Origin of the sequence: Cocleimonas sp. KMM 6892, from assembly GCF_035798195.1 — a bacterium.
GTDB lineage: Bacteria > Pseudomonadota > Gammaproteobacteria > Thiotrichales > Thiotrichaceae > Cocleimonas > Cocleimonas flava.
Genome location: NZ_JAPFBV010000003.1, coordinates 113661 through 137143, shown reverse-complemented (window position 1 = coordinate 137143; position 23483 = coordinate 113661). Strand labels below are relative to the sequence as shown.

The window sequence follows — 23483 nt, the reverse complement described above, 5'->3', positions numbered from 1 at the left end:
ATTACAAAAAACCAAAAAAATCCTTTAAAATGAACCTGTTTTCGAATATATATAACAAAGTAATTGAATATTCGCAGCATAAATATGCGAAAAATTATTTGGGGGTTGTAAGCTTTTTAGAATCGGCGTTACTGCCGTTACCTCCTCCGGATATAATGTTGATCCCCATGACGCTTTCAAAACCTGCGGAATGGTGGCGTTTAGCATTATGGACGACATTTACATCAGTGCTCGGTGGAATAGCTGGCTATTTACTGGGTACATGGGCTTATGAGTGGTTGGGACCGCTCATAGAAAATTGGGGTTATGGGCATAAGTTCGAGCAGGTTAAATCCTTGTTCGACCGTTGGGGCATCTGGGCAATTCTTGTCGCTGGCTTCTCGCCAATACCTTATAAACTTTTCACAATTAGTGCAGGACTTTTGTCGATGGCATTTTTACCTTTTGTGATTGCATCTGTAATCGGAAGAGGGGCACGCTTCTTTTTAGTGGCGTTGTTAGTTGCCAAAGCAGGACCTCGCATGGAACCACTCATTGTTAAATACATCGAGTGGCTGGGCTGGTTAACAGTAGGGCTGTTAGCGATCGTTGTGGGAATCTATCAATTAAAATAGAAATCGAAGGTATTTTATTATGGACAGTAAAATCAAACTAGTTGCAGTTGCTTCACTAGTTGCTGTAATGGCATCAGGTTGTAGTAGCTACAGGGGTGCATCTCAAGCTGGGTATGACACAGGAGCTACAAGCAGTGGCGGATACTCAACATCCGGCGAAACTCGCGGTTACGGACAACGTACACGTGCCAATCAGGTAGCTGGTGGCGGACAAGTACGTGGTGGCGGTCAGCAACGTGCTAATACATCTGCTACGTGTGCACCATGCGGTGCAACGGCAACACAGCCTAAGGCGCCAGCAACTTATACCTATAAGCCTGCAAAGCCTGCTGCACCAGTTGCTCAGCCAAGAACTCAGACTTCAACACATAACCAGCAGTATTACATCGACAAGTGGAACCGTGAGCAAGCAGCAGCGCGTAACAAAGTACAGCAGCCAGCGGCTCAGCCACAGCAAAACACTAACTATGCAGGTTACGGAACTAACTCTAATACACAGTATTACGATTACAGTTCTGCATCTGGCGGACAAACTACAGCGCCAGCAGCGAATACAAACGTAACGGCTAGTAATAAGAGTATTTACACAGGAAGCTACCAGCAAAAAACGTATAAGCCATACGCGCCAACAACGTATTCTGGTGGTAGTGCAGCAACAACGAATACTGCAACTTACGCAAATACTGCAGGTACATCTAGTTCAGGTGGAAGCAGCTACGTAGTTAAGAAGGGCGACACGGTTTTTGAAATTATGCGTCAAACAGGTGTGTACTGGAAAGATATTATCAGCATCAATAACTTACAGCCTCCTTACAATATTAGCCCAGGCCAAACTATCCGCTTGAAGTAATAACGGAAGTTAAGCTAAACGCTAATAAGTGTTTATAGATAACAAAAAAGCCCTCTTCTGAGGGCTTTTTTGTTATTGGTCATATTGTTTTTATTGTTTTTTATTATTGTTTGGGTTTTATTGATTTGGCGTACTTGAATCAAAACTTTGTTCAATTGTCTTTTTGTCCGCGCTCGCACTTTTATAAATCGGCGGATTTATGTGAAAATCAAGGTCGTCATAAGTGATGATACCCACATACTTATCAACGATTTCACCTTTGGGGTTAACTATATAGCTTGTCGGAATGCCAATTATGGTGCCAAAAGAAAGCATGGTGCTTTGCTGTATTGGGATCAAATCGTAGCTAATATTGAGTTGTTCTTTAAAGGAAAGAATCTCATTGATCTGGCTGCCACCAGCATCCATGCCTAGAACGATAAAATCATCTTTGTTATCTTGAGCGAAACGTTCAATGTCTGGAATTTCAGCATGACAAGGGGGGCAATACGTTGCCCAATAATTCACCAGTACCCATTTGCCTTGATAATCACTGAAATTATGACTTTTACCTTCGATATCATTAAAAGAGAAGTCTTTGACTTTTTCTAATGCCTGGCCGGAAAAGAAAGGAAGAATACTGAGTGCAGCCCATAATATTATTGGTTTTTTCATAGTGTAGAATCCTCACTTATTTTTCTTTTGAATTCAAGTAATAAGCTAATTATAAAAGAGAAAGTCACCCCCCTACTTATAGGCACTTTATATTATTGTTTTGTATGCTCATGTTCTGTTGTGTAGAAGAACTTCGATTTGAGAGATATAGAAAAGGAATGCGTGCAAACAGACTAAAAACAATTTGTGTTTAGATTTCGCTTGGATACACTAGTCACGGAAATCTTATTGAATAAATTTTTAAAAAGGATGCTATGACAGACTCAACTACAATTTATCACAATCCACGATGTTCTAAATCTCGTGCGGCAATGGAACTGCTTAGCGAAAAAGGCATTGAAGCAAATGTCGTTAAGTATTTAGATACGCCACCGGATAGTGATGCAATATCTGAGATTTTAGATATGTTGGGTCTTGAGCCTCGCGAGTTGATGCGTAAAGGCGAACAGGCTTATAAAGATAATAATCTCGCTGATGAAAGCCTAACGAGAGAACAACTGATTGAAGCGATGGTAAGTAACCCGATTTTGATTGAACGTCCGATAGTGATTAAGGATGGAAAGGCAGCGATTGGCCGTCCTATAGAAAATATCATTGATATTTTGTAATCGTATATCTATCTCAATTTCTTAAATATACGTTTAGCTCTAATCCAAATCCCAATCAAAGGCAGCAATGAAACAGGTTCTAGTTCTATATTACTCACGTAGCGGTGCAACCGCTGAAATGGCAAGGTTGATAGCGCGCGGAGCAGAAGGCGTTGAAGGTGTTGAATCTATACTTCGAACCGTTCCAGAGGTTTCTGAAGTCACCGAAGCGACAGAGCCAGCCGTTCCTGAATCGGGTGCGCCTTATGTATCACTGGATGAATTAAAAACCTGTGATGCCTTAGCGCTCGGTAGCCCAACTCGTTTTGGCAATATGGCTGCGCCACTCAAATACTTTCTGGAAAAAACCAGTGGTCACTGGCTGTCTGGTTCATTGGTTGGAAAACCTGCGGGCGTTTTTACCTCGACATCCAGCATTCATGGTGGTCAGGAATCAACTTTACTTAGCATGATGATTCCTTTATTGCACCATGGAATGTTAATCAGCGGTTTGCCTTATACAGAATCCGAACTGTTGACGACTCAAACCGGTGGAACACCATACGGGCCATCGCATCTTGCTGGTGCAAACAGTGATTTACCTTTAAGCGAAGAAGAGAAAGCATTGTGTCTGGCTCTTGGTAAACGTCTGGCAAAGTTAGCCGTGGCGTTATAGATGCTTAACCCTTTAATCATGACTAAAGCAGAATAAGTATTATGGATATCACCGTTTTTTACAGAGCTTTAGCCGGTATCGGAATCACGGGTTTAGTGATTCTCATTGTGCTTTGGAACGGCTGGTTGTCGCCGGTGCAAGAGTTTCCTAGGTCGATTGAAATAATTGTTTTCGTCGCCCCCTTACTATTTTTTGTACGCGGGGTACTGCGAGGTAATAGAGATACCTTCATTATTGTAATGCTGGTTTCTTTTATTTATATCTTGATTGGTATTTGGTTTATGTATTCTGCCGATGAGAAAGCTTACGGCTACTGGATGCTAGGATTAAGCTTATGCCTGTTTTTTGGCAGCTTGTTGAATGTCTGGGTAATGGATAAACGCGATAAGCTATTACACAATAAATAAAGCCACCCCCCACCTTTGGGGCACTTTTTTAAAAAAGTGCCCCAAAGGTGGGGGGTGGCTTAAATGCTAATAAAGTACTATCTTTTCTTTGTTTTGCCGTACTTAAATGCCTTGTTTCTATCGGCTCTGCTTTTGTATTCGCTTTTAGAGAGGAAATTTTCCTCATCCAGTTCCATATTTACTTTTTCGTAAAGGCTACGCATGGATTTTACATCCATCTCTTCGAAAGCTCCCGGGCGTAACGATCTATGGAGTTCTACATTGCCGTAACGAATACGTCTTAGTCGGCTGACGACAAGTTCTTGAGATTCCCATAAGCGGCGAACTTCACGGTTTCGTCCTTCGTTCAGAGTCACGTGATACCACTTATTAACGCCTTCGCCACCGGCAAATTTGATGGTATTAAATTTGCCTTTACCGTCTTCTAATTCAACACCTTTGAGTAAATTGTCGATATGCTCATCAGTCACTTCGCCCAAAATTCGCGCAGCGTACTCGCGTTCTATTTCATACGAAGGGTGCATTAAACGATTCGCCAACTCGCCATCGGTGGTAAAAAGCAATAAGCCATCGGTATTAATGTCGAGGCGTCCTACCTGAATCCAGCGACCGCTACTTAACGGAGGTAAATTATCAAAAACAGTAGGTCTGCCTTCTGGATCTTTACGAGAACTTATCTCACCGTTTTTCTTGTGATATAGCAATACTTGAGGCTTGGCATTGAGCTTACTGGAAAGCTTTAATACTTGTCCGCGCAAAACGACTTTATCGGTTTCGCTAATCGCTTGCCCAACCTCTGCCTTAACGCCATTCACCATTACTTCACCGGCTTTTACCCAGCGTTCTATTTCTCTACGTGAGCCGTAGCCAGCACGTGAGAGTATCTTTTGTATTCTTTCAGTCATATTGATATGGATCATACAGAATAGGGATTCTCTGGTATACACTTAGAATCAACAGTTAGAATCAATTAATAAGCAGAATAGCATTAGTCGCATTAAGGAGAGTATATGACAACAGCAAAAAAGCCTGTAAAAGAGCCAAGCCAGAAGGCTCCTGTAAAAGCAGCAGATAAGCCAATGACAAAGGAACAAGCTACCCAGGCTTTGGTAGGGTTGACTGATTCCGATAAGGTAATGAATTCCAAAACATTTACCAAAGGCGGTGATTTGTTGAAAATCAGTTGTGCTGCTGGTGACTATCCGTATTCGGAAAAGATGAAAACCAAAGATTACGAAAAAGAAAAGCGCCTGTTGCAAGTTGAATTATTAAAGGTTCAGAAGTGGCTCAAAGAAGCGAATAAGAAGATTGTTACGATTTTTGAAGGTCGTGATGCCGCCGGTAAAGGTGGAACGATTAAACGTTTTACTGAGCATTTGAATCCTCGTATTGCGCGAGTGGTTGCTTTGGAAAAACCTACTGAGCGTGAGTTAGGCGAATGGTATTTTCAGCGTTATGTGAATCATCTACCAACCAAAGGTGAGATGATTTTATTTGACCGATCATGGTACAACCGTGCTGGTGTTGAGATAGTGATGAATTTTTGCTCGCGCCACGATCACCTTGAGTTTATGCGCCAATGTCCAATGTTTGAGCGTATGTTGGTCAATTCGGACACCATCATGTTTAAGTACTGGTTCTCGGTAACTCGTCAAGAGCAGTTAAGACGCTTCCATTCGCGCAAACATGATCCGGTTAAACAGTGGAAATTAAGCCCTGTAGATGTTGAGTCACTGGATAAATGGGATGCATATACCGAAGCCAAGAAATCGATGTTCTTTAATACGGATACGGCAGATGCCCCTTGGATAGTGGTTAAATCAGACGATAAAAAGCGTGCTCGTCTCTCGTGTATTCGTCATTTCTTACATAATTTAGATTACGATAATAAAGATACATCGGTAGTTTATGCGCCAGATCCACTGATTGTTGGTTCTGTTGATAAAATGTACCCCGAAGATGCAGTGCTATAGATCAGTTGTCATAATAAATACCCCCTGAAAGTAGGGGGGTGGCTTAGGTTTGTTGCATAATCTACCGGTTTTAAGTCAAGGGGTTCTTTTGAGCCCCTTTTTTTATTTGAGGCGTTTAAGGCTCGTGTTTACTCAAACTATCTTCTAAAGAAATACTAGTTTGATGTGATTTAAGGCATAATTTTACTTTTGAAACTTCTGGTCTGATTTTGCATTTCACCCCTACCGGTAACGAAATTCATGGCAACCGCCGTGATCTTCAAAATTTACGTCATCTTTTGCCTTATCTCAGTGCCTATAAGGGCAGAGCGCTTTTGGCGTTACTATGCCTGGTGATCTCTAAGGTTTCTACCGTCTCTGTGCCACTGGTACTGAAAGATATTATTGATAAATTTGACGGAAAAGAAACTCAGGTATTGGTACTTCCGGTTGCATTACTTATTGCTTACGGTGTTTTCAGGTTACTGACCTCATTGTTCAATGAGCTTCGTGATACGGTGTTTGCCCGAGTTCGCTATCATGCGATGCGCGAATTATCGAAACGCGTCATGCAACACCTGCATAAATTATCCTTACGTTTTCATCTTCAGCGTAAAACAGGTGCTATCAGTAGAGATCTAGAGCGAGGAACTCGTTCTGTTTCTACGCTTATGAACTTTTTAGTGTTTAGTACTATTCCTATATTTGTTGAGTTTTCGCTCGTCGCTTTTATTCTTTTATCCAACTACGCAGTCATATTTGCTTTAGTAACCTTTGGTACCGTTCTTTTCTATGTGGCTTTTACCTTAATGGTGACAGAGTGGCGAATGCATTATCGACATGATATGAATCGACTGGATTCACAAGCCAATACGCATGCTTTTGATAGCCTTATTAATTATGAAACGGTTAAATACTTTAATAACGAACGGTTGGAGCAGAACCGTTACGATGAAATCCTTGAGAAATGGGAAAACGTTGCGGTAAAAAGCCAATCTACCATGTCGATGCTAAATTTTGGTCAGGGCGCGATTATCGCTGTCGGTGTGACGATTATTATGTTCCTGGCTGCCAATGGTGTTGTGGAAGGTACTATGAGCATTGGTGATCTGGTAATGGTCAATGCCTTTATGTTGCAGTTGTTTATTCCTTTAAATGCCTTGGGCATTATTTATCGACAAATCAAATATACCTTAGCTGATATGGATTTGGTGTTTAAGTTACTAAAGCAAAAGCCCGAAATACAAGATGTCGAAAACGCGACTGATATCAAGGTAAGTAAAGGCGAAGTCAAATTTGAAGATGTATCTTTTGCTTATGATAAAAAAAGAGAAATTCTTCATGGTGTGAATTTCACTATTCCAGCGGGTAAGACCGTTGCAGTAGTTGGTTTTAGCGGTGGAGGTAAGTCTACTTTAGTAAGGCTGTTATTCCGTTTTTACGATGTGAGTCAAGGTCGAATCCTGATAGATGGACAGGATATAAAAGAATGTACGCAGGACAGTTTGCGCGAAACCATTGGTATCGTGCCTCAGGATACAGTGCTATTTAATGAAAGTATTTTTTACAATATCCAGTATGGAAATCTAGATGCAAGTAGAGAAGAAGTCGAGAATGCGGCAAAGATGGCGCACATCTACGACTTTATAGAAGGATTACCAGATGGTTGGGATAGTGTTGTAGGGGAGAGAGGACTTAAGCTTTCTGGTGGCGAAAAGCAACGTGTGGCGATTGCCAGAACTATTCTTAAGAAACCGCCTATTTTGATCTTTGATGAGGCAACCTCGTCTCTGGATTCGGCGACAGAACAGGCTATACAGAAAACCTTGGGTAAAATTTCTTCAAAGACTTCTACGCTGATTATCGCCCATCGATTATCCACTATTGTAGATGCTGATATGATACTGGTCATGGAAGCAGGGAAAATTATCGAGCGTGGTTCACATCAGGTGTTGCTAGAGCAACAAGGCCGTTATTCTGAAATGTGGAATCTGCAACGAGATACTCAAGGTGATGATAGTGACAATCATGAGTAATTTAAAATGACTGGCTATTCCCAAGCTACGATTGCTGCACCTTTGAGTTTCAAAGGCGCAGGCTTACATACGGCTAAGCGTCATAAAATCACGTTACTGCCAGCTCCAGTGAATACGGGCATTATTTTCCGTGTTATCAAAAAGAAAGGGGCTGATATAGATATTCCCGCACATTGGCAGAATACAAAGAATCTACCATTGTGTACCTGTCTGGTTTCAGAAACAGGCGAGCAGGTTAGAACTGTAGAGCATCTAATGGCTGCGCTCTATGCCTGCGGTATTAGCAATGTCATCGTCGAGGTAGAGGGGAAGGAAATTCCCATTATGGACGGCAGTGCCAGGCCCTTTATCGAAGGTATTGATGAAGTGGGTATTGCTCAACAACATGCTCAGCAGAAAGTGTATCGGGTTACTGAAAAAGTAGAATACACTGAAGATAAACGCTATGTCAGAATCGAACCGGCAGATTCCTTACATCTGGATCTTGCTATTTCGCTGACTAATTTTGGACGACTGCATTGGAGTGGTGAAGTAACGCCAGAAACCTTCAAGCAGGAAATTGCTTCTGCAAGGACTTTTGGTCGGCTCAAAAATGGTCTGTTGGCGCAACTAACCCGTTTTCAAAAAGACCCTGTATGTCTTGGTGCAAATACTAAGACTGCCGTGGTGATTGTGAAAGATAAAGCGATCAATAAAGGCGGGCTGCGTATGGAAAATGAACTGATCTTCCATAGGGCGCTGGATATGGTCGGAGACCTGATGCTTTCAGGTGGAATTATACAAGGTAAAATCACTGCTAATAGCCCAGCACATCGATTGAATCACGGTTTGCTTCAGGCTATTTTTGAGCAGGGGAGTTACATAGAAGTGGGTGCTGAAACAGCGCCTGAATCAAGTCTTGCAAATGCTGACGAGAATAATTTAAAGTCTTCGGGCTGATTTTCTTTCCATCCCACTAAACTTGCCGTTCATTCCTCTATCGTGTTGGATTAACCGTTAGTGATTTGAGGTGTTTTAGTTTCAAAAATTGGCTGGTATATTTCTTTCAAGTTACAGCGATGTGACTGTTTCATACACTCCATTTGAAAAAAGAATTAGGATATACCAGTTGTGGGCTAAGGGATGGCTCTAAATATTGGAAGATCAGAGATCAACCAAAATCGTAAGGATTACAACAGCTGGGAGCCAAGGATGGCTCACTTTTCTTGTTGTTTTATATTTCTAAAGAAAGAGAGTGGAGTTGGCTGATCATCTTCGCTAGCCATTTTGTACTTTGCTATTTCAATAGTCGTGTTATCTTTGGTTTCTTTAACCGGAGATTGAGGAGCTTCTACAGACAGCAACTCTTCAGATATGAACTCTCCAGCATCTTCACTAATGTCACTATCGACTTTGCTTTCTAGGCTTTCTAGCTCTACATCTTCTGGTAGGCTCTGCTGTTCTTTGATGGCAATTGCATGTTCAACTTTGTTGGCCGTTTGTTTAATGTCGCTCTCGATTTCTTTGAGCTCGTCCAGCATGTAACGCGTTTCTTCGACTTTGTTGTGAATATCATCAAACATATTTTGCGTGGAATCTAAGGTGTTTGAGATTTTAACAATTTTAGAATAATCGAGGCTTTCAAGGTGCTTCATTGTTTGAGCGCTGATTCCATGGCTTTGCTGCTCATGTCTTCTCATTGTCTCTACGTGCTTACGACTTTCATCTATATTCGCATTAAGCTCTTGTCGAGCTAAATCGGCTACCTGGAAGCTCGTATCAAATTGCTCGTAAGCTTGCTCTTCGAAAGTGTTTAATTTGTCGTTGTAATTTTTAAGCGACTTCTCAGCTTCTTTTTGATATTTCAAAAGCGTATCAATTAATTTTTGAGATTCTTTCAGTGTCTGTTTTAAATTCGCGTTAACCTGATCAGAGATTTCAGAATTACTGTCTAAAGCAGTGCTTTGTTCATTGTGCTTGTTTAAGAAGTCCTGCAATAATTCTTGAGAAAGTTTCTTCTGATGATGGATCTTACCTAAATCATTATCGACAGTAATCAGGTTCTTATCTAACCTTTCCTGAACTTGTCCAATGATCTCTACGGTGCTTTTAAGTTGGTCATCCCAGTATGATTGAATATCGTCCATGCGATTACTCACATGGTCGGTAACTTCAAGAAGTTCTTTTTCCTGAGCTTTAACTTTCTCAGACGTTGAAGCAATACTTTGGGTATATTGCAGATTTTCTTCGCGCTGTGTACTTATTTCTGTGGCTTGAGACCGTATTTCATGAACTAGTTTGGTTGATTCTTTTTCTTGTTCTCTGATGGTCGTGGCAGCGGAGGTGATATTTTCCTTGTCCTGTTCTGCTTCAATTCTTATTTCTTTGATGATTTTCTTTTCTTTTTTGGCTAACCATCTGCCCAAAAAGAGTACTAATACTGAAATGATCAGCGCTGCAGCAACTATGCCCGCGACAACGAGTTCGATGATGTGAGTTAGTTGAGTGGTTGCTTCATTGACAGAGGCGAGAGATGGAGATTGCGTAACTGCTTCGGTGGTTGCTTCTGTATTTTGTAGGTATTCCTGTAAACCAACGGCGCTCGCACTGAAAACCATAAAAATAATAGCCAGACAAGCCAAGCTCTGGATAGCGCTCTTCTTCATACTCACTTCCCTTGTGTTTTTAGCCTCAGAGGAATGCTTTTGACGTATTATGAAATTCTTGGGTTTGTGTAGTCAGCATTCATCGGTGCAACTGTTTCAACCATACTACAACAAAAATGCCTAATTATTAATCTTAAATTAAGCATTTTTGTGTAGTTACGCTCAGGAATGCTTGGATGGATCTACTTTTAGGGAAAGCAGGCGCTTCTGATAACGAGATTGTACCATTTCTACAATCACCATAACAAAAATTATGAGATAGAAAGTCGCTTTACTCATTGGTGTGATTTCGGTATCAAACAGCTTAAGATGGGCATCGTGTGCGCCTTCTGATAGCAACATTGCTCCGACTAAAAACAGTATGAATAAACCTACAACTTCGTACATTCTGTTCTTCTTCAAAAATTCGGTTACTTTATCAGCGAGTACAATCATCATAATTCCACCGATTACAATAGCAGTTGCCATGATGACGAAGTTTTTAGTGAGTGCCATAGCGCTCAATATAGAATCGAAAGAGAAAATTGCATTCATAATAACAATTGAAAACAGAACCATTGCTACAGATGCAGGCTTACGTTCTTTATTGGCATCTTCTTCAAGCATCATCATATGAGTAATTTCTTTAAGCGCGGTGTAGATTAAGAATACGCCACCTATCAAAACGACAATGCTTTTGAGATTGAATGTTCCTTGAATAATCCCTTTGATATCCAAAGAAAATAATTCATTAGTAAATAGGCTGAGGACTTTCAATAACGCAAACAGTAGGACAATACGTAGTAAAACGGCGAGTCCGATACCCCATTTACGTACTTTTGACTGTTTAGATTTTTCTACTCGTTGTGACTCTAGTGAAATATACAAAAGGTTGTCGAAACCCAGAACAGCTTGGAGCATGACAAGCATGCCTAGCGTAAATAAGTTTTCTAGTGTGAAAAGCCCTTCCATTTTAAATCTCCGTATTTTGTGTAAAGGTTTTTATTCCTTTAACTTTATTTTTAATTGACCCTCGGCAACCGATATATTTTCAACGCCGTCTGCAAAAGACTTCCAGAAACCTTCATCGCCACCAAATTCTTTGACGAGGTCAACATTCTTTAAATTTCCTAACCAGGCGTTAGGTACGGGGACTCCCCAAACACTTACGCCTTTTAAGATGACAATTGGTCGTCCATTGGCGTAAGCAAGTTCAGCGCCAGCCCTTAATTTTAGTGTTTTTCCGCCTAAAAAAGGAAAATCAGGGTCTAATGGGATAAGCATTTTAGCGCTGGCAAGGTTGTCAGCTAGGTCGATAGCTATTTTTTCAGCCAGATCTGTATTCTTTGCCAGCATGGCGTTGAGTTCTTTTTCCGTAAAGAAAATCTCTCGTTTGCTCGGGTCTTCAGAATAAGGTTCTGGTGTTAAATCATCAGCGCTGTCTTGGGTAGTATCCGAAGGTAGCGTTGGTAAGCCAAATTGCTTGAGTTTTTGATTTAATGTAGATTCTTCTTTTTTGCTTAGTTCTACGGGTTCTAGCTTCTTCTGGGTTAAATAGTTGATCACAAAAATCGTAGCTACGATTGAGATGATGATGGTGATAAGCATGATGCCAATAGTTTTGAGACAGCCGCCATTTTTCCTCTCTGGCTGTTGAAGTGAGGATTCGTTAATACTCATAAGTTTGATTTTTATCTAGGAAAGAGAGTTCGTAAAGAATTAGCATGCATAATACAGGTATAATGCAGTTTCTGACAAGATCAACACAAAGCAACTCGACCACGACTCCTAATTTCACTAAACTCCCCCGCTATGACGCTTGAAGTTAAAAAATTAACCTGCACCCGAGGTGATCGAGAGTTGTTCTGCAACTTGTCGTTTACCTTAAAAGCTAAGCAATTGATGTACTTAGAGGGTGCTAATGGTAGTGGTAAAACCACCTTGCTAAGAACGCTTTGTGGTTTGTATCTGGCAGATGAGGGCGAGATATTGTGGGATGGTATTACCATTAAAAAGCAAGATGAGGCGTATCGTAAGGACTTGCTTTATCTAGGTCATCAGAATGGTATTAAAGCAGATTTAACTGCTTATGAAAATTTGAGACTCAACTGTCGAATGGCTGGGATTAGTGCGTCTAAAGATCAGTTAATAGAGGCGCTTGATACTATTGGCTTGTTCGCCTTTGAAGATTTTCCTGTAAGGACGCTTTCTCAGGGGCAAAAGCGCAGAGTAGCGCTAGCAAAGCTTTTGCTGAGTAATGCAAAATTATGGATTTTAGATGAGCCTTTTGTCGCATTAGACACTGTGGCGGTTGAACAGTTACAAAGTATTATAGGAAAACACGTTGAAAGTGGGGGGGTGGTAATATTAACTACGCATCAGGAAGTGCCACTGACTTCAGGTGAGCTAGTGAGAGTGTCGTTGAATAAGAGCCGAGCTGATTATGTTTAGCGCTTTCTTGCTCATCTTAAAGCGTGATTTACTGTTGGCAATGCGTCGTCGCAGCGAAATTTTCACTGTGCTGTTTTTTTTCATAGTAGTGATCAGTTTATTCCCTTTAGGAATCAGTACCGAAGATCAGTTGTTAAAGCAGATTGCGCCAGGCGTGGTGTGGGTTGCTGCTCTTTTAGCATCGACATTAGCGCTTGATAGATTGTTTTCTGATGATTACGAAGATGGGACATTAGAGCAAATGACTCTAGCCCCGGTTTCATTGCCGATTGTTGTATTGGCAAAAATTATTGCTCATTGGCTTTTGACTGGTCTTCCTCTGGTACTTATTTCACCGTTAGTAGGCTTGTTTTACCATTTGCCCTTTGAATCCATAAAAGTGATGATGCTTGTTTTATTATTAGGTACGCCAGTATTAAGCATGCTGGGAGCGATTGCAGCTGCGCTTACGTTAGGTTTGCGCGGTGGCGGTGTGTTGATCTCGTTACTGGTATTGCCTTTATATATACCTGTATTGGTATATGGTGCTGGTGCTATTTCAACTAGTATGGTTGAAGGTTTAAGTATCCAACCCTATGTTTTATTACTATCTGCTTTTATGTTACTGGCGTTTATTTTCTCGCCATGGGCTACAGCAGCAGCAATAAAGATATCAATAGAGTGATCTAGTCATATTATTGCACAGGATGCTATTGCTAGAGATAGTACTGGAAAAGATAGTACTGCTAGATTGCTAAGTAGATTATCAAATCCAACTGCTTGTTAGTTTCATTGACCCTAGTCAAAAACAGGCTAAAAGGTGGGGGGTGTATATAGCCAACTACAGCTATGATGTAATGAGTATATGGGTGTTTAATAAATTTGTGTGTAACTACATGAAATGTATCAAGGTAGAAGTTACGATTTAATATGAAAATAAACTGGTTTAAATATTCTGCACCTATGAATTTTTACCCTCTGGCGGGTAAGTTAATTCCTATATTCTGGATTGCGGCAATCCTTTTTATAACGCTTGGCTTGTACTGGGGCTTTTTTAAAACAGCAGATGTGCTGAGCGACCAGAAACAATATTACCGGATTATTTATGTGCACGTTGCCTCTGCGTGGATGGCTATGTGGCTGTATGCAGTTATGGTGGCGTGGGCGATGATTGGTTTAGTCTTCAATACGCGTTTATCTTTTATGATGGCCTCCGCTACCGCAATAACTGGGACAGTTATGACCGTTATCGCATTAGCTACCGGCGCCATCTGGGGCAAAACAAGTTGGGGGACCTGGTGGGATTGGGATCCTAAATTAACCAGCTTTTTGATACTGTTATTTGTTTACATCGGCTATATCGCATTACAGTCTGCTATTGATGATGTTCGCCGATCAGATAAGGCATCTGCTCTTCTGGCTTTGGTTGGTTTAGCATTGGTTCCTATTATTTATTATGCGGTGAATTGTCCAGACCCTAATGAGTGCGCATCACTGCATCAAGAATCTTCATTGGAGCGAGTAGAATCGAATATTTTGATCGCGATGTTCGTAACGACGTTTGGTTTTTGGATGTATAGTTTCGCGACTATTTTGATGAGAGTAAGAATAATTATACTTGAGCGGGAACGAAAAACGTCTTGGGTGTCAAAGCTTAAAGAATTTAACGGTTAAAAATGTACTGCTTTAGGAAGCTGTTAGATCAAAGCGCTGCGAGGAGTTGTAAATGAATGAGTTTTTTCACATGGGTGGATTTGGTGCTTACATCTGGAGCGCCATGGGTGTTGCGGCACTTTTGATGGTGCTAGAACCAATGACGCTAATGTACAGAAGACGTGCAGTAATTGCCCAAATAAAACGAACTAAACGTCTAGAAGAAAGACGAACAAATAACCAAAAGAATTAGAGATTGATATGAAACCAAGACATAAACGACTTGCATTTGTACTTCTGGCTTTGATCAGTGTTGGTGCAGCTTCTGCATTAATCAGTAAAGCTATGAAAGGTAATCTGGCTTACCTGCATAGCCCGGAAGAAGTATTAAATGGCGTCGTACCAACCGGTCAGGTTTTTCGTTTGGGAGGCTTGGTAAAAGAAGGTAGTTTAGAAAGAAGTGACTCTAAATTAGAAGCACGCTTCATCGTAAGGGATAACCGTGATCATGAGATTACCGTTGTAACTAATAAAATACTCCCTGACTTGTTTAAAGAAGGTAAAAGCCAGGTATCCAGAGGCAAGATGGGTGAAGATGGTTTGTTCTATGCGGATGAAGTACTCGCCAAACATGACTCTGAATATATGCCTCAGGAACTTAAAGATACCTTAGAAAAAGAGCATACCGTTAATGCATCAGAAGGAACCAAGTAATGATTCCTGAAATTGGACACTTTGCACTTATATTAGCGCTGTCTGTTGCTGTAGTTCAAGGCATATTCCCCATGTGGGGGTCTTTAACAGGCAAGTCACAATGGGTGGCGTTAGCAAAACCAGCGGCATTCGCTCAATTGTTTTTTATGTTGATATCATTCTTCTGTCTGCTTTATGCCTTTTTGACGAATGATTTTTCAGTAAAGTACGTTGCTACCAATTCAAATTCGCAAATGCCGACGATATTCAGGGTATCGGCGTTATGGGGAGCACACGAAGGTTCGTTATTACTTTGGGCATTAGTGCTTTCTGCTTGGGGCGCAGCAGTTGCTTACTTTAGTCAAGGCATCCCTGCGATCATGCTGTCTCGTGTGTTAAGTGTAATGGGCTTAATAGGCGTAGGTTTCATGCTATTTGTGATCATTACTTCAAACCCTTTCGAACGTTTATTGCAAATACCAGCAGAAGGACGACAGCTAAATCCATTACTACAGGATATTGGATTAGCGATTCATCCACCTATGCTTTACATGGGTTATGTTGGGCTTTCCGTAGCATTTTCCTTTGCTATGGCGGCAATGATTGGTGGGAAACTGGATGCAGCATGGGCTCGCTGGGCAAGACCATGGACAAACATCGCATGGATGTTTTTAACTTTTGGTATCACATTAGGTAGTTGGTGGGCGTATTACGAACTCGGCTGGGGCGGCTGGTGGTTTTGGGATCCGGTAGAAAACGCTTCTTTAATGCCATGGATTATTGCGACAGCCTTGATTCACTCATTGGCTGTAACTGAGAAAAGAGCAAGTTTCAAAGCGTGGACAGTTCTACTTTGTATCATGGGCTTTTCATTAAGTTTATTGGGTACTTTCCTGGTCCGTTCAGGAGTCCTAACATCTGTTCATTCGTTCGCAAGTGACCCAGAGCGTGGCTTGTTTATATTGATTTTCTTGTTGGTGGTTATTGGATCTTCTTTACTACTTTTCGCCTTCCGCGCGCATAAGCTGAAATCAATGGGAACCTTCTCTGTTATCTCGCGTGAAGCGGGGTTGTTGGTTAACAATGTGATCCTTGTTGTGATGACTGCAACCGTGCTACTAGGAACATTATATCCGTTAATTATTGATGCTTTAGGATCAGGGAAAATCTCTGTAGGACCTCCTTACTTTAACAGCGTCATGGTTCCACTCTCTATTATATTGTTCCTTGTAATGGGTACGGGTTTTTACCTTCGCTGGAAGAAAGATGACCCTGTTCGCATACTTAAAAAAGTAATGGTTCCTTTGCTTGTAAGCCTAGTGGCAGCTTTTGTTTTACCATTGGTTACGGTGTCTGACTTTAATTTCAAAACTTCGCTTGGTTTGTTTGTAGGAAGTTGGATTTCTCTAGCGGCGATTATGTGGGTCATTGGTTTAGGGCGTTCGCCATTTAAACTGCCTTTATCTAGCTGGGGTTCAGTGATTGCGCACATTGGTATGGCGATGACTGTTATCGGCGTTACGCTTGTGTCAATTTATGATACTGAAAAAGATGTGCGTCTTGAAGTAGGACAAAGTTATGAGCTCGCTGGTTACCAATTTATATTTAATGGTGTCGAATCGGTTCAGGTAGATAATTACCGCGCTAATAGAGCGAGTATGGATGTGATGAAAGACGGCAAACTCGTTACTCATGTAAATCCTGAAAAAAGAGACTACGGACGAGATCAAATGCCAATGACAGAAGCAGGAATCGATGCAGGGTTTACGCGCGATTTATTTGTCGCATTGGGAGAACCTTTAGGTAACAACGCATGGAGCTTCCGTATATATCATAAACCCTTTGTTAGATGGATTTGGATGGGGGGCGTTTTGATGGGTATTGGTGGATTGTTAGCGGCTTTTGATAAGCGTTACCGCCGTGTAAGAAAAGTTAAAATTGTCGACGAACATGATGCTGATATGGAAGGTTCTGCGTTATCGACAGCATCTCCTAAAACGACAGGTGTTACTGCATGAATAAGAAGTTTTTCATTCCACTGATTGCGTTTTTTGCATTAGTGGGTTTATTGCTTTTTGGTTTAAATAATGACCCTAAGTTAATTCCTTCACCATTTATAGGGCAGCCAGCGCCTGATTTTAAATTACCTAAACTTTACAAGCCTGATGAAACTGTATCAGCAAAAGATATGGAAGGAGAAGTTTGGATATTGAATATCTGGGCATCATGGTGTGCTCCATGCAGGGCAGAGCATAAGGTTTTGACAAGCTTGATCGCGAAAGAAAAAGTCCCAACAATAGGCATGAACTATAAGGATTACGGGACTGAAGATTACGGTGATGAAGCTGTGAAGTGGCTTGCTACTCTGGGTAATCCGTATACCGCGGTTGCCGTTGATGCCGAAGGCAAGGCAGGTATCGATTGGGGGGTTGTCGGTGTTCCTGAGACGTTTGTTATGGATAAAAAAGGAATTGTTCGCTATAAATTTACCGGTCCAATTTATCCAGAAGCTGTGGACGACATAATAATTCCATTAATTGATAAATTAAGGAAGGAAGCAGGATGAGGAACTTTTTCAAGTCATTAGCTTTTTCTTTTTTGTTTATAGGTCTCTCAGCGTTTGCTGTTCAGATTGAATTTCATCAATTTGAAAATAAAGCTCAAGAGCAACTCTATCTAAACCTTATTGCGGAGTTACGTTGTGTTAAATGTCAGAATCAGAATCTGGCAGAATCAAATGCGGAACTTGCTAAGGATATGAGAGATAAAACCTATGAGATGATCAAACAAGGTAAAACCCGCGAAGATGTGGTTAATTATATGACAGCTCGTTATGGTGATTTTGTTTTATACAAACCTCCTTTTAAAAGTAAAACATTATTACTTTGGATAGGTCCGCCAGTGTTTTTAATTCTAAGTTTGTTTCTATTATTAAAACTCATACGTAAACAAGGTCATGAGAAATCTGAACCATTAACTGAAGCACAGCGTGAATCAGTTCGTGCAGCATTGGATTCTAAGCGACTTAAAACTAAGTCAAACTAACCACACAACCAAGGTAATAAAGTTTAATGTTCTGGATAATCTGTGCGATTTTAGTGTTAATCGCTATCGCTTTTATTTTTCCTGCATTGCGTAAGCGCAATATTGATCAGGACGAAAGTAGTCAACAAAATATTTTAATTGCTCAAGAGCAATTAGCTGATTTAGAAACCCGTTTTGAAAATAGTGAGATAGATGAAGAAAGCTATCAGTCATCAAGAGACGAGTTAGAGCAATCTCTCTATTCGGACTTAAATGAAAGCGGCGTTATAAAAACTAACAACAATCAAAAAGCATCATCCAAATTCAGTATGGCGCTTATTCTATTGTTAATCCCAGTGATCTCCTTTCCTATCTACTACAAGACTGGAAATATGGTTTTTACCAAAAATGTGGATGCGATAGAGGCGGCTAAAATTGAAAGAAACAAAGCTGTTCCTAAAAAGCCAGACGGAACTCCTGATATCGAAGCGATGGTAGCGGGTCTTCAGCAGAAGATGGATAACAATCGAGATAATGCCGAAGGCTGGTATATGTTAGGTCGCTCCTATATGGTTCTTGAGAAATACCCTGAAGCAGCAAAGTCTTTTGAACGAGCCAACAAGCTGATTCCGGACTCTGCTAATGTCATGTTGTCGCTTGCTGATTCCTTATCTATGGCGCAACAAGGTAGTTTACTGGGAAGACCAGGTGCATTGATAAATGAAGCGCTTAAATTAGAACCAGAAAATGTTACGGCGTTATGGCTTTCAGGTATGGCTGCTCGACAAAGCGGTGATTATCTAGGTGCAATCTCTATTTGGAATAGAGTATTGCCTTTAATTCAGAATGCTCCACAGCAGGTTTCACAACTTGAAGGATTAATTTCAGAAGCGCGCAGTAAATTACCCGCAGAAATGCAAAATACTCAAGCGCAACCTGTAACTCCTTCTGCAACTGAAGCAGCAAATGAGGCAATAGATGAGACAGCTAAATCTGATACTGTTAAGCCTGAGGCAGAAATAAAGGTCATGGTTTCGCTCTCAGAAGATCTCAAGTCTAAGGCAGCTCCTGATGATTTGGTGTTTATTTACGCTAAAGCCATGAGTGGTCCGCCTATGCCTTTAGCTGCAGTGCGTAAACAAGTTAAGGACTTACCTTTAGAGGTTGTTTTGAATGATGAAATGGCGATGATGCCTAGTTTGAAAATGTCTTCGTTTGATACTGTAATCGTTGGTGCCAGAGTGTCAAAAACAGGCCAGCCTATTTCTCAAAATGGCGATTTATATGCCGAGAAGCGCTCTATCAAGAATGGAGAAAATATTTCTATTGAGATTAACGAGGTCTTGGTTAAATAAACGTAATGGTTTAATTAGCCTGAAGATTTAGCTGGCTTGCGCTCTGTATCTTTTCGTTGTTCTTGAGTAATTCATTAACGTCAGATTGTGTTTTTTCCTGAGAGCTGAGAACAGGTTTTTCTTTTGCTGCTTTATCTGCGTTCATGGCAGCAATAATGGCATCTACGGCTGAAGTATTAGCTCTTTCAGGTTCTTTGTTACTGTTTGTTTCTTCTTCTTCTTCTTCTTCTTCAGCTGGTTTGCTATCTTGAGCTTTAACGCTTTGCAGAAAGTCTTTGCTGGCTATTTTATTTTGCTCATAGTTGTTTGCTGCATTTAAATAAGCCTGGTCAGTCTTATTGGGTGTAGTAGTACTTTTGACTAAAGCTGATAAGGAGTCTTTGACGCTCTTCTTTTCAATAATTACGTCAGCAATTGTTACTTCTGTTTCTGCTTTTTTTACTTCCTGCTCTTTTTCCTGTTCTTTTATAGCCGCGGTAATGGCATCTATCTGGACTTCTTGTGATTTTGCAATAGTGCTGTTTTCAGTCTCATTTTCCTTAGTTGACTGCTGAATTTCACTGCTTTCTTCTCTGGTCGTTTTGTTGTCTATTTTTAGAGCTACGACTTCTTTTGTAATAACTTGAGGCGTTGAAATCACTTCTTGAGTGGCTGTTTCTGTGTTTTTTATTTCGTTTTCAATAGCCGCGATAGCGTTATTAACGGAATCCGATGACTCTGGGTTATTTGCAGTTTCGCTGAGTGTTTCCTGGTTATTTTGCACTTTACTGAGTTCATTGATTATTGACTCAGTGCTTTGAAGCTGGGTCTGGCTGCTTATTGGTTCATCTGTTTCAGATTCAAATACAACATCTTCAGGTAGTCCGTTATCTGTATTGTCTGCCGTATCCTGAATTTCTTCAATAATTTCACTGACTAGTTTTTGAGAACTATTTGTATCTTCGGTATTTAAATCGTTACTGACAGTTGTTGAGTTATTTGTAGCGTTATTTGCAGATTCAAGTTCTGACGTAGGGGCGTTTTTAGAAGCAGTGATATCGATTTCATTTGGACTAGTCTGCTCTGTCAAACTGACGATATTAGTATTCACAACCTCTGATTTGAAGTTTTGAAAATAAGCAATAACATCACTGGTGGAGATATGTTTGTACACAAAACCATAGGTAAAAACAGAGGCCAATAAAGCTACCCACAGATATCCCAAAACCCCCAGAAACCTGAAGTTTTTCTTTTTAACAGGTTCAGGTTGAATATATTCAATTTTATAGCGGCTTTCAGTCATTCTAGTTAGCTTGGGTAGTGGTGGTTTTACTTTCAGGAGTTATTGTCGTCAAGTTAAGTGCTTTCCATGCCTCAATACCCCCTCGATAATATTTAAGTTTATTTGCGGGATAACCGAGGTCTAATAAGGCTGAAATCGCTCTATTGGATTCATCGCATAAAGCATCATCACAAAAGAAGCACATGGCTTTTGCCTGAGAAAAATCTTTAGTGGAATTCTCTTCTGTAACTCCCAGTAATGTTAATACTTCATTAGATTTACTGCCATTAAATAAAATAAATGGAATGTTGATAGAGCCAGGAATTGTTTCTTTTTCAAATTTTTCCATCATTCTGGAATCAACTAAAAAACCTGACTCGTTTTTTACCTCATTATTTAAAAAAGAGAGGAGTTCTAGTTCGGCGAATGTTTCAACATTAGGCGCGAGTCTCATCGGGTTTATACAAAAAGGAGGGCAAGGCTTTGTCTTGATGTTTTCGCTGTGAATCGGGCTGCGCTTTATTTTGATAATGTTTCCATTATGATTAACGTCAAAGAAAGCTATTTCTGGAGTAAGGTTGATTGCATCAATGTCATCCGCCGAAGCATTACTAAATGAAAGTAATTGAATTATGAGGAAGGTAATTAAATACTTCATAGTTTTGCTGGTTAATTGTAATCAGGAATAACAGAAAATTAAACTGCGGCTAACTTACCATACAAAATCAAGTGAGTTAATTTATAGCTAATACTAAATGGTTATTTAAACGCTTGTTTCCTTAAAGATGGAACGGGTCTTTTAAATAACTCTTCATAAGCGGCTTTGGCTAATGCTTTTATTTCACTGTTACTTTTAGACGAAAGTACTTTGAAAATTGCTGTTTTTTCGTCAACCGTTGCAATGTAGTTAGGTTTTACTTCATCGCCAAGGTACAAGGACTCTATAGTGGTGAAGATTAAGCTTGACGCATAATACTCAGCCTGTCCCTTAGTCATGGGGTTGAGCGAGAATATTAATAATTTGCTTAACCAGATTTGTTGTCCCTGGTCAGTGTTGGCTAGCTGAGCTAAATACGCGCCAAGTTCTTCAAGGGTGTGATCTATGGCATTTTCATTGAGTTTATCTTTAAACGTATCCCTCAGCCAGGTAGGAGCAGCCCAGGTTTTTTTATCAATCTGGTGATAGGCTTCGTGGTATTCGATGCTCGGTAAAAGTACCTCATCTAATTTATCGAGAATCTCAGGCTCAAATTCTTCATTAGTGGTTTTCGGCTTCTTGTTTTTTTCTGTTCCAGCACTTTTTCCAAGCATGACACTGATGGCGTCAAAACCATTGCCAAAGATACTTTTTTCACTATTGCTGTTTTCTCTTTGCAGTGTTTGTTGCATCTTTGCATTGGACATTCGAAATTTATCATTGATCAGACTTTTAACCGCTATCTTGATTTTTCTCTGATCTTTTACGTCAGGATAAATTTCCGCAAGATCTTTTTTATATGCTTTGGTTACCGCTTCTTCTATCTCGTAGTAGCCTTGCATCCAGTATGGAATGATATAATTTCTTCCCTGAAAGGTTAGCGCAGGTAAAACAGATTCTTTGGCAAAATTCGCGATACGTTCTAATAAAATGATAGAACCGATACCACGATCTTTAAAGGTTAGCCCAAGTGCGCTATCAACTGCGGGTACTTTATCAATTCGTCTAACACGGAATAAAGGGAGTTCGACAGTGTCGTTATCAGTATCATAAAAAAGCTGTTTTCTATCATCAACCTTATATGCCGTCATCATCGTGGTACGACACAACTCAGGGTTGTTATTGCTCATTAATGATTCGAGCTCTTTGAGCATCATCATCTGTTCTACCGGTGCATCAATCAGTGACGAACAGGGCATGGAGAACGATTTAGGGGATAAATAAAAAGGTAAGTTATGTTTATCAAAAACTGTGTTTACGTCTTTAAAACCGAGCATGACTTCCTCGCTAGTACTTGCCGGGTCTTTAAGTCTGGTTAATTGTTTTTCAACTATTGCTCTAATGCCATCTCTTTCAGGGAGATCATTAAGTATTTTTTCTTCAGTTTGTTTTATAGATGCTTCAACTTCGGCCAATGCCTTATTCTGATCATTGTGTTTCAGTATCAGTTTTCTATGTAGCAAATCTGAAAAGTAGGGCAGGTGATTGGCGAATATGCTTTCTATTTTTCTATGTTGGTGCCATTGATTTAGTCCAATCGCGCCGATTACTAAACCAATCAACGCTAATGGGTAAATGACTTTTGATTTAAAACCTATTGCTGATAGTGGGTTTTTTGATGAACTATCAGTTGCTGGTTTTTTGATCTTGCCAGATAAATGATCTACTAGGGCTATTTTGAATTCGTTATCGTGAATCGGATAAATCTTTTGTGAGCGGAAGCTTTTTAACACCTGTTGTTTTATTTTTAGATAACGTAATGCCAGCAGGTAGCGGAATGGGTAAATCCATCCTTTATATGTTGCCGGGTTTTCAAAAGCATCTGTACTCATTGCCTGTAATGGTGTGTCAGACTGCGCTTTTATTAACGTTAATAGAATTCTATTGAGCATTTATATTCGCTCCTGCTGATAGGTCGAAATGTAACTATTTAAAGTCACCCCCCCACTTATACGGCTTTTTTTTATAAG

The 23483-nt window shown here is 40.3% G+C and carries 25 protein-coding genes; 17 read left to right on the top strand and 8 right to left on the bottom strand.

Features of this window, described 5'->3' with window-relative positions:
- Positions 1-167 precede the first annotated feature (167 nt).
- Positions 168-614, top strand: coding sequence for a YqaA family protein (locus OO007_RS09695; protein WP_243651715.1), 447 nt, complete (start codon positions 168-170; stop codon positions 612-614).
- A gap of 19 nt (positions 615-633) precedes the next feature.
- Positions 634-1464, top strand: coding sequence for a LysM peptidoglycan-binding domain-containing protein (locus OO007_RS09690; RefSeq protein ID WP_131907426.1), 831 nt, complete (start codon positions 634-636; stop codon positions 1462-1464).
- Positions 1465-1581: 117 nt separating this feature from the next.
- Here the strand turns inward: OO007_RS09690 and OO007_RS09685 are convergent, their stop codons facing one another.
- Positions 1582-2118: a TlpA disulfide reductase family protein gene (locus OO007_RS09685; protein ID WP_325808641.1), complete on the bottom strand. Its 537-nt coding sequence runs from the start codon at positions 2116-2118 to the stop codon at positions 1582-1584.
- Positions 2119-2372: 254 nt separating this feature from the next.
- Between OO007_RS09685 and arsC the strand changes: the two genes are divergently transcribed.
- From arsC to OO007_RS09670, 3 genes are all read left to right on the top strand, one after another.
- Entirely contained in the window at positions 2373-2726 is a 354-nt protein-coding gene (arsC, locus tag OO007_RS09680; protein WP_325808640.1) for an arsenate reductase (glutaredoxin), read from the top strand.
- A 67-nt stretch (positions 2727-2793) separates the two neighbouring features.
- On the top strand, positions 2794-3381 hold the full coding sequence (wrbA, locus tag OO007_RS09675) for an NAD(P)H:quinone oxidoreductase (RefSeq protein ID WP_325808639.1): 588 nt from the start codon (positions 2794-2796) through the stop codon (positions 3379-3381).
- Positions 3382-3422: 41 nt separating this feature from the next.
- Complete coding sequence (locus OO007_RS09670) at positions 3423-3788, top strand: DUF2069 domain-containing protein (RefSeq protein ID WP_131907422.1); 366 nt, start codon at positions 3423-3425, stop codon at positions 3786-3788.
- 77 nt (positions 3789-3865) lie between these two features.
- Here OO007_RS09670 and rluB read toward each other — a convergent pair whose 3' ends face one another.
- Positions 3866-4708 carry a 23S rRNA pseudouridine(2605) synthase RluB gene (gene rluB / locus OO007_RS09665; protein ID WP_325808638.1) on the bottom strand — a complete coding sequence of 281 codons (843 nt, stop codon included), beginning with the start codon at positions 4706-4708 and terminating at the stop codon, positions 3866-3868.
- Positions 4709-5005: 297 nt separating this feature from the next.
- Between rluB and ppk2 the strand changes: the two genes are divergently transcribed.
- The 3 genes from ppk2 (at position 5006) to lpxC (ending at position 8715) form a co-directional block, all read left to right on the top strand.
- Positions 5006-5761, top strand: coding sequence for a polyphosphate kinase 2 (gene ppk2, locus OO007_RS09660; RefSeq protein WP_243651742.1), 756 nt, complete (start codon positions 5006-5008; stop codon positions 5759-5761).
- Between the two features lie 209 nt (positions 5762-5970).
- Complete coding sequence (locus tag OO007_RS09655; protein ID WP_325808637.1) at positions 5971-7776, top strand: ABCB family ABC transporter ATP-binding protein/permease; 1806 nt, start codon at positions 5971-5973, stop codon at positions 7774-7776.
- A 6-nt stretch (positions 7777-7782) separates the two neighbouring features.
- Positions 7783-8715, top strand: coding sequence for a UDP-3-O-acyl-N-acetylglucosamine deacetylase (lpxC, locus tag OO007_RS09650; RefSeq protein WP_325808636.1), 933 nt, complete (start codon positions 7783-7785; stop codon positions 8713-8715).
- A 257-nt stretch (positions 8716-8972) separates the two neighbouring features.
- Here the strand turns inward: lpxC and OO007_RS09645 are convergent, their stop codons facing one another.
- The 3 genes from OO007_RS09645 to OO007_RS09635 all read right to left on the bottom strand — a co-directional run bounded on the left by OO007_RS09645 (position 8973) and on the right by OO007_RS09635 (position 12080).
- Entirely contained in the window at positions 8973-10421 is a 1449-nt protein-coding gene (locus OO007_RS09645) for a hypothetical protein (RefSeq protein WP_325808635.1), read from the bottom strand.
- Positions 10422-10583: 162 nt separating this feature from the next.
- Positions 10584-11372 (bottom strand): TerC family protein, encoded by a 789-nt coding sequence (locus tag OO007_RS09640; RefSeq protein ID WP_325808634.1) that lies wholly within the window; start codon positions 11370-11372, stop codon positions 10584-10586.
- A 30-nt stretch (positions 11373-11402) separates the two neighbouring features.
- Positions 11403-12080, bottom strand: coding sequence for an arginine N-succinyltransferase (locus OO007_RS09635; protein WP_325808633.1), 678 nt, complete (start codon positions 12078-12080; stop codon positions 11403-11405).
- Between the two features lie 132 nt (positions 12081-12212).
- Here OO007_RS09635 and ccmA point away from each other — a divergent pair, with 132 nt between their 5' ends.
- From ccmA to ccmI, 9 genes are all read left to right on the top strand, one after another.
- Positions 12213-12851 carry a cytochrome c biogenesis heme-transporting ATPase CcmA gene (gene ccmA / locus OO007_RS09630; RefSeq protein WP_325808632.1) on the top strand — a complete coding sequence of 213 codons (639 nt, stop codon included), beginning with the start codon at positions 12213-12215 and terminating at the stop codon, positions 12849-12851.
- Entirely contained in the window at positions 12844-13515 is a 672-nt protein-coding gene (ccmB, locus tag OO007_RS09625; protein WP_325808631.1) for a heme exporter protein CcmB, read from the top strand. The genes ccmA and ccmB overlap by 8 nt, the downstream gene beginning before the upstream one ends.
- Before the next feature lie 245 nt (positions 13516-13760).
- Entirely contained in the window at positions 13761-14504 is a 744-nt protein-coding gene (gene ccsA, locus OO007_RS09620; protein WP_131907413.1) for a cytochrome c biogenesis protein CcsA, read from the top strand.
- Between the two features lie 52 nt (positions 14505-14556).
- Positions 14557-14736, top strand: a complete 180-nt coding sequence (gene ccmD / locus OO007_RS09615; protein ID WP_131907412.1) for a heme exporter protein CcmD — start codon at positions 14557-14559, stop codon at positions 14734-14736.
- Between the two features lie 8 nt (positions 14737-14744).
- Positions 14745-15197 carry a cytochrome c maturation protein CcmE gene (locus tag OO007_RS09610; RefSeq protein WP_131907411.1) on the top strand — a complete coding sequence of 151 codons (453 nt, stop codon included), beginning with the start codon at positions 14745-14747 and terminating at the stop codon, positions 15195-15197.
- Positions 15197-17194 carry a heme lyase CcmF/NrfE family subunit gene (locus OO007_RS09605; RefSeq protein WP_325808630.1) on the top strand — a complete coding sequence of 666 codons (1998 nt, stop codon included), beginning with the start codon at positions 15197-15199 and terminating at the stop codon, positions 17192-17194. Before OO007_RS09610 ends, OO007_RS09605 begins: the two co-directional genes overlap by 1 nt.
- A complete protein-coding gene (locus tag OO007_RS09600; protein ID WP_131907409.1) occupies positions 17191-17742 on the top strand; it encodes a DsbE family thiol:disulfide interchange protein in 552 nt (183 codons plus the stop codon). Before OO007_RS09605 ends, OO007_RS09600 begins: the two co-directional genes overlap by 4 nt.
- Positions 17739-18221 carry a cytochrome c-type biogenesis protein gene (locus tag OO007_RS09595; RefSeq protein WP_325808629.1) on the top strand — a complete coding sequence of 161 codons (483 nt, stop codon included), beginning with the start codon at positions 17739-17741 and terminating at the stop codon, positions 18219-18221. Before OO007_RS09600 ends, OO007_RS09595 begins: the two co-directional genes overlap by 4 nt.
- Before the next feature lie 26 nt (positions 18222-18247).
- Complete coding sequence (ccmI, locus tag OO007_RS09590) at positions 18248-19555, top strand: c-type cytochrome biogenesis protein CcmI (protein WP_325808628.1); 1308 nt, start codon at positions 18248-18250, stop codon at positions 19553-19555.
- Between the two features lie 10 nt (positions 19556-19565).
- Here the strand turns inward: ccmI and OO007_RS09585 are convergent, their stop codons facing one another.
- The 3 genes from OO007_RS09585 to OO007_RS09575 form a co-directional block, all read right to left on the bottom strand.
- Positions 19566-20837 carry a hypothetical protein gene (locus tag OO007_RS09585; RefSeq protein WP_325808627.1) on the bottom strand — a complete coding sequence of 424 codons (1272 nt, stop codon included), beginning with the start codon at positions 20835-20837 and terminating at the stop codon, positions 19566-19568.
- 1 nt (position 20838) lies between these two features.
- Positions 20839-21474: a rhodanese-like domain-containing protein gene (locus OO007_RS09580; protein WP_325808626.1), complete on the bottom strand. Its 636-nt coding sequence runs from the start codon at positions 21472-21474 to the stop codon at positions 20839-20841.
- Positions 21475-21575: 101 nt separating this feature from the next.
- Entirely contained in the window at positions 21576-23405 is a 1830-nt protein-coding gene (locus OO007_RS09575; RefSeq protein WP_325808625.1) for a hypothetical protein, read from the bottom strand.
- Positions 23406-23483: the final 78 nt, after the last annotated feature.

What these genes read in the sequence shown, in the direction of transcription:
- OO007_RS09695 (WP_243651715.1), top strand. Translation starts at nt 168, where the DNA reads ATGACGCTTTCAAAACCTGCGGAATGGTGGCGTTTAGCATTATGGACG.
- OO007_RS09690 (WP_131907426.1), top strand. Translation starts at nt 634, where the DNA reads ATGGACAGTAAAATCAAACTAGTTGCAGTTGCTTCACTAGTTGCTGTA.
- OO007_RS09685 (WP_325808641.1), bottom strand. Translation starts at nt 2,118, where the DNA reads ATGAAAAAACCAATAATATTATGGGCTGCACTCAGTATTCTTCCTTTC.
- arsC (WP_325808640.1), top strand. Translation starts at nt 2,373, where the DNA reads ATGACAGACTCAACTACAATTTATCACAATCCACGATGTTCTAAATCT.
- wrbA (WP_325808639.1), top strand. Translation starts at nt 2,794, where the DNA reads ATGAAACAGGTTCTAGTTCTATATTACTCACGTAGCGGTGCAACCGCT.
- OO007_RS09670 (WP_131907422.1), top strand. Translation starts at nt 3,423, where the DNA reads ATGGATATCACCGTTTTTTACAGAGCTTTAGCCGGTATCGGAATCACG.
- rluB (WP_325808638.1), bottom strand. Translation starts at nt 4,708, where the DNA reads ATGATCCATATCAATATGACTGAAAGAATACAAAAGATACTCTCACGT.
- ppk2 (WP_243651742.1), top strand. Translation starts at nt 5,006, where the DNA reads ATGAAAACCAAAGATTACGAAAAAGAAAAGCGCCTGTTGCAAGTTGAA.
- lpxC (WP_325808636.1), top strand. Translation starts at nt 7,783, where the DNA reads ATGACTGGCTATTCCCAAGCTACGATTGCTGCACCTTTGAGTTTCAAA.
- OO007_RS09645 (WP_325808635.1), bottom strand. Translation starts at nt 10,421, where the DNA reads ATGAAGAAGAGCGCTATCCAGAGCTTGGCTTGTCTGGCTATTATTTTT.
- OO007_RS09640 (WP_325808634.1), bottom strand. Translation starts at nt 11,372, where the DNA reads ATGGAAGGGCTTTTCACACTAGAAAACTTATTTACGCTAGGCATGCTT.
- OO007_RS09635 (WP_325808633.1), bottom strand. Translation starts at nt 12,080, where the DNA reads ATGAGTATTAACGAATCCTCACTTCAACAGCCAGAGAGGAAAAATGGC.
- ccmA (WP_325808632.1), top strand. Translation starts at nt 12,213, where the DNA reads ATGACGCTTGAAGTTAAAAAATTAACCTGCACCCGAGGTGATCGAGAG.
- ccmB (WP_325808631.1), top strand. Translation starts at nt 12,844, where the DNA reads ATGTTTAGCGCTTTCTTGCTCATCTTAAAGCGTGATTTACTGTTGGCA.
- ccsA (WP_131907413.1), top strand. Translation starts at nt 13,761, where the DNA reads ATGAAAATAAACTGGTTTAAATATTCTGCACCTATGAATTTTTACCCT.
- ccmD (WP_131907412.1), top strand. Translation starts at nt 14,557, where the DNA reads ATGAATGAGTTTTTTCACATGGGTGGATTTGGTGCTTACATCTGGAGC.
- OO007_RS09610 (WP_131907411.1), top strand. Translation starts at nt 14,745, where the DNA reads ATGAAACCAAGACATAAACGACTTGCATTTGTACTTCTGGCTTTGATC.
- OO007_RS09605 (WP_325808630.1), top strand. Translation starts at nt 15,197, where the DNA reads ATGATTCCTGAAATTGGACACTTTGCACTTATATTAGCGCTGTCTGTT.
- OO007_RS09600 (WP_131907409.1), top strand. Translation starts at nt 17,191, where the DNA reads ATGAATAAGAAGTTTTTCATTCCACTGATTGCGTTTTTTGCATTAGTG.
- OO007_RS09595 (WP_325808629.1), top strand. Translation starts at nt 17,739, where the DNA reads ATGAGGAACTTTTTCAAGTCATTAGCTTTTTCTTTTTTGTTTATAGGT.
- ccmI (WP_325808628.1), top strand. Translation starts at nt 18,248, where the DNA reads ATGTTCTGGATAATCTGTGCGATTTTAGTGTTAATCGCTATCGCTTTT.
- OO007_RS09585 (WP_325808627.1), bottom strand. Translation starts at nt 20,837, where the DNA reads ATGACTGAAAGCCGCTATAAAATTGAATATATTCAACCTGAACCTGTT.
- OO007_RS09580 (WP_325808626.1), bottom strand. Translation starts at nt 21,474, where the DNA reads ATGAAGTATTTAATTACCTTCCTCATAATTCAATTACTTTCATTTAGT.
- OO007_RS09575 (WP_325808625.1), bottom strand. Translation starts at nt 23,405, where the DNA reads ATGCTCAATAGAATTCTATTAACGTTAATAAAAGCGCAGTCTGACACA.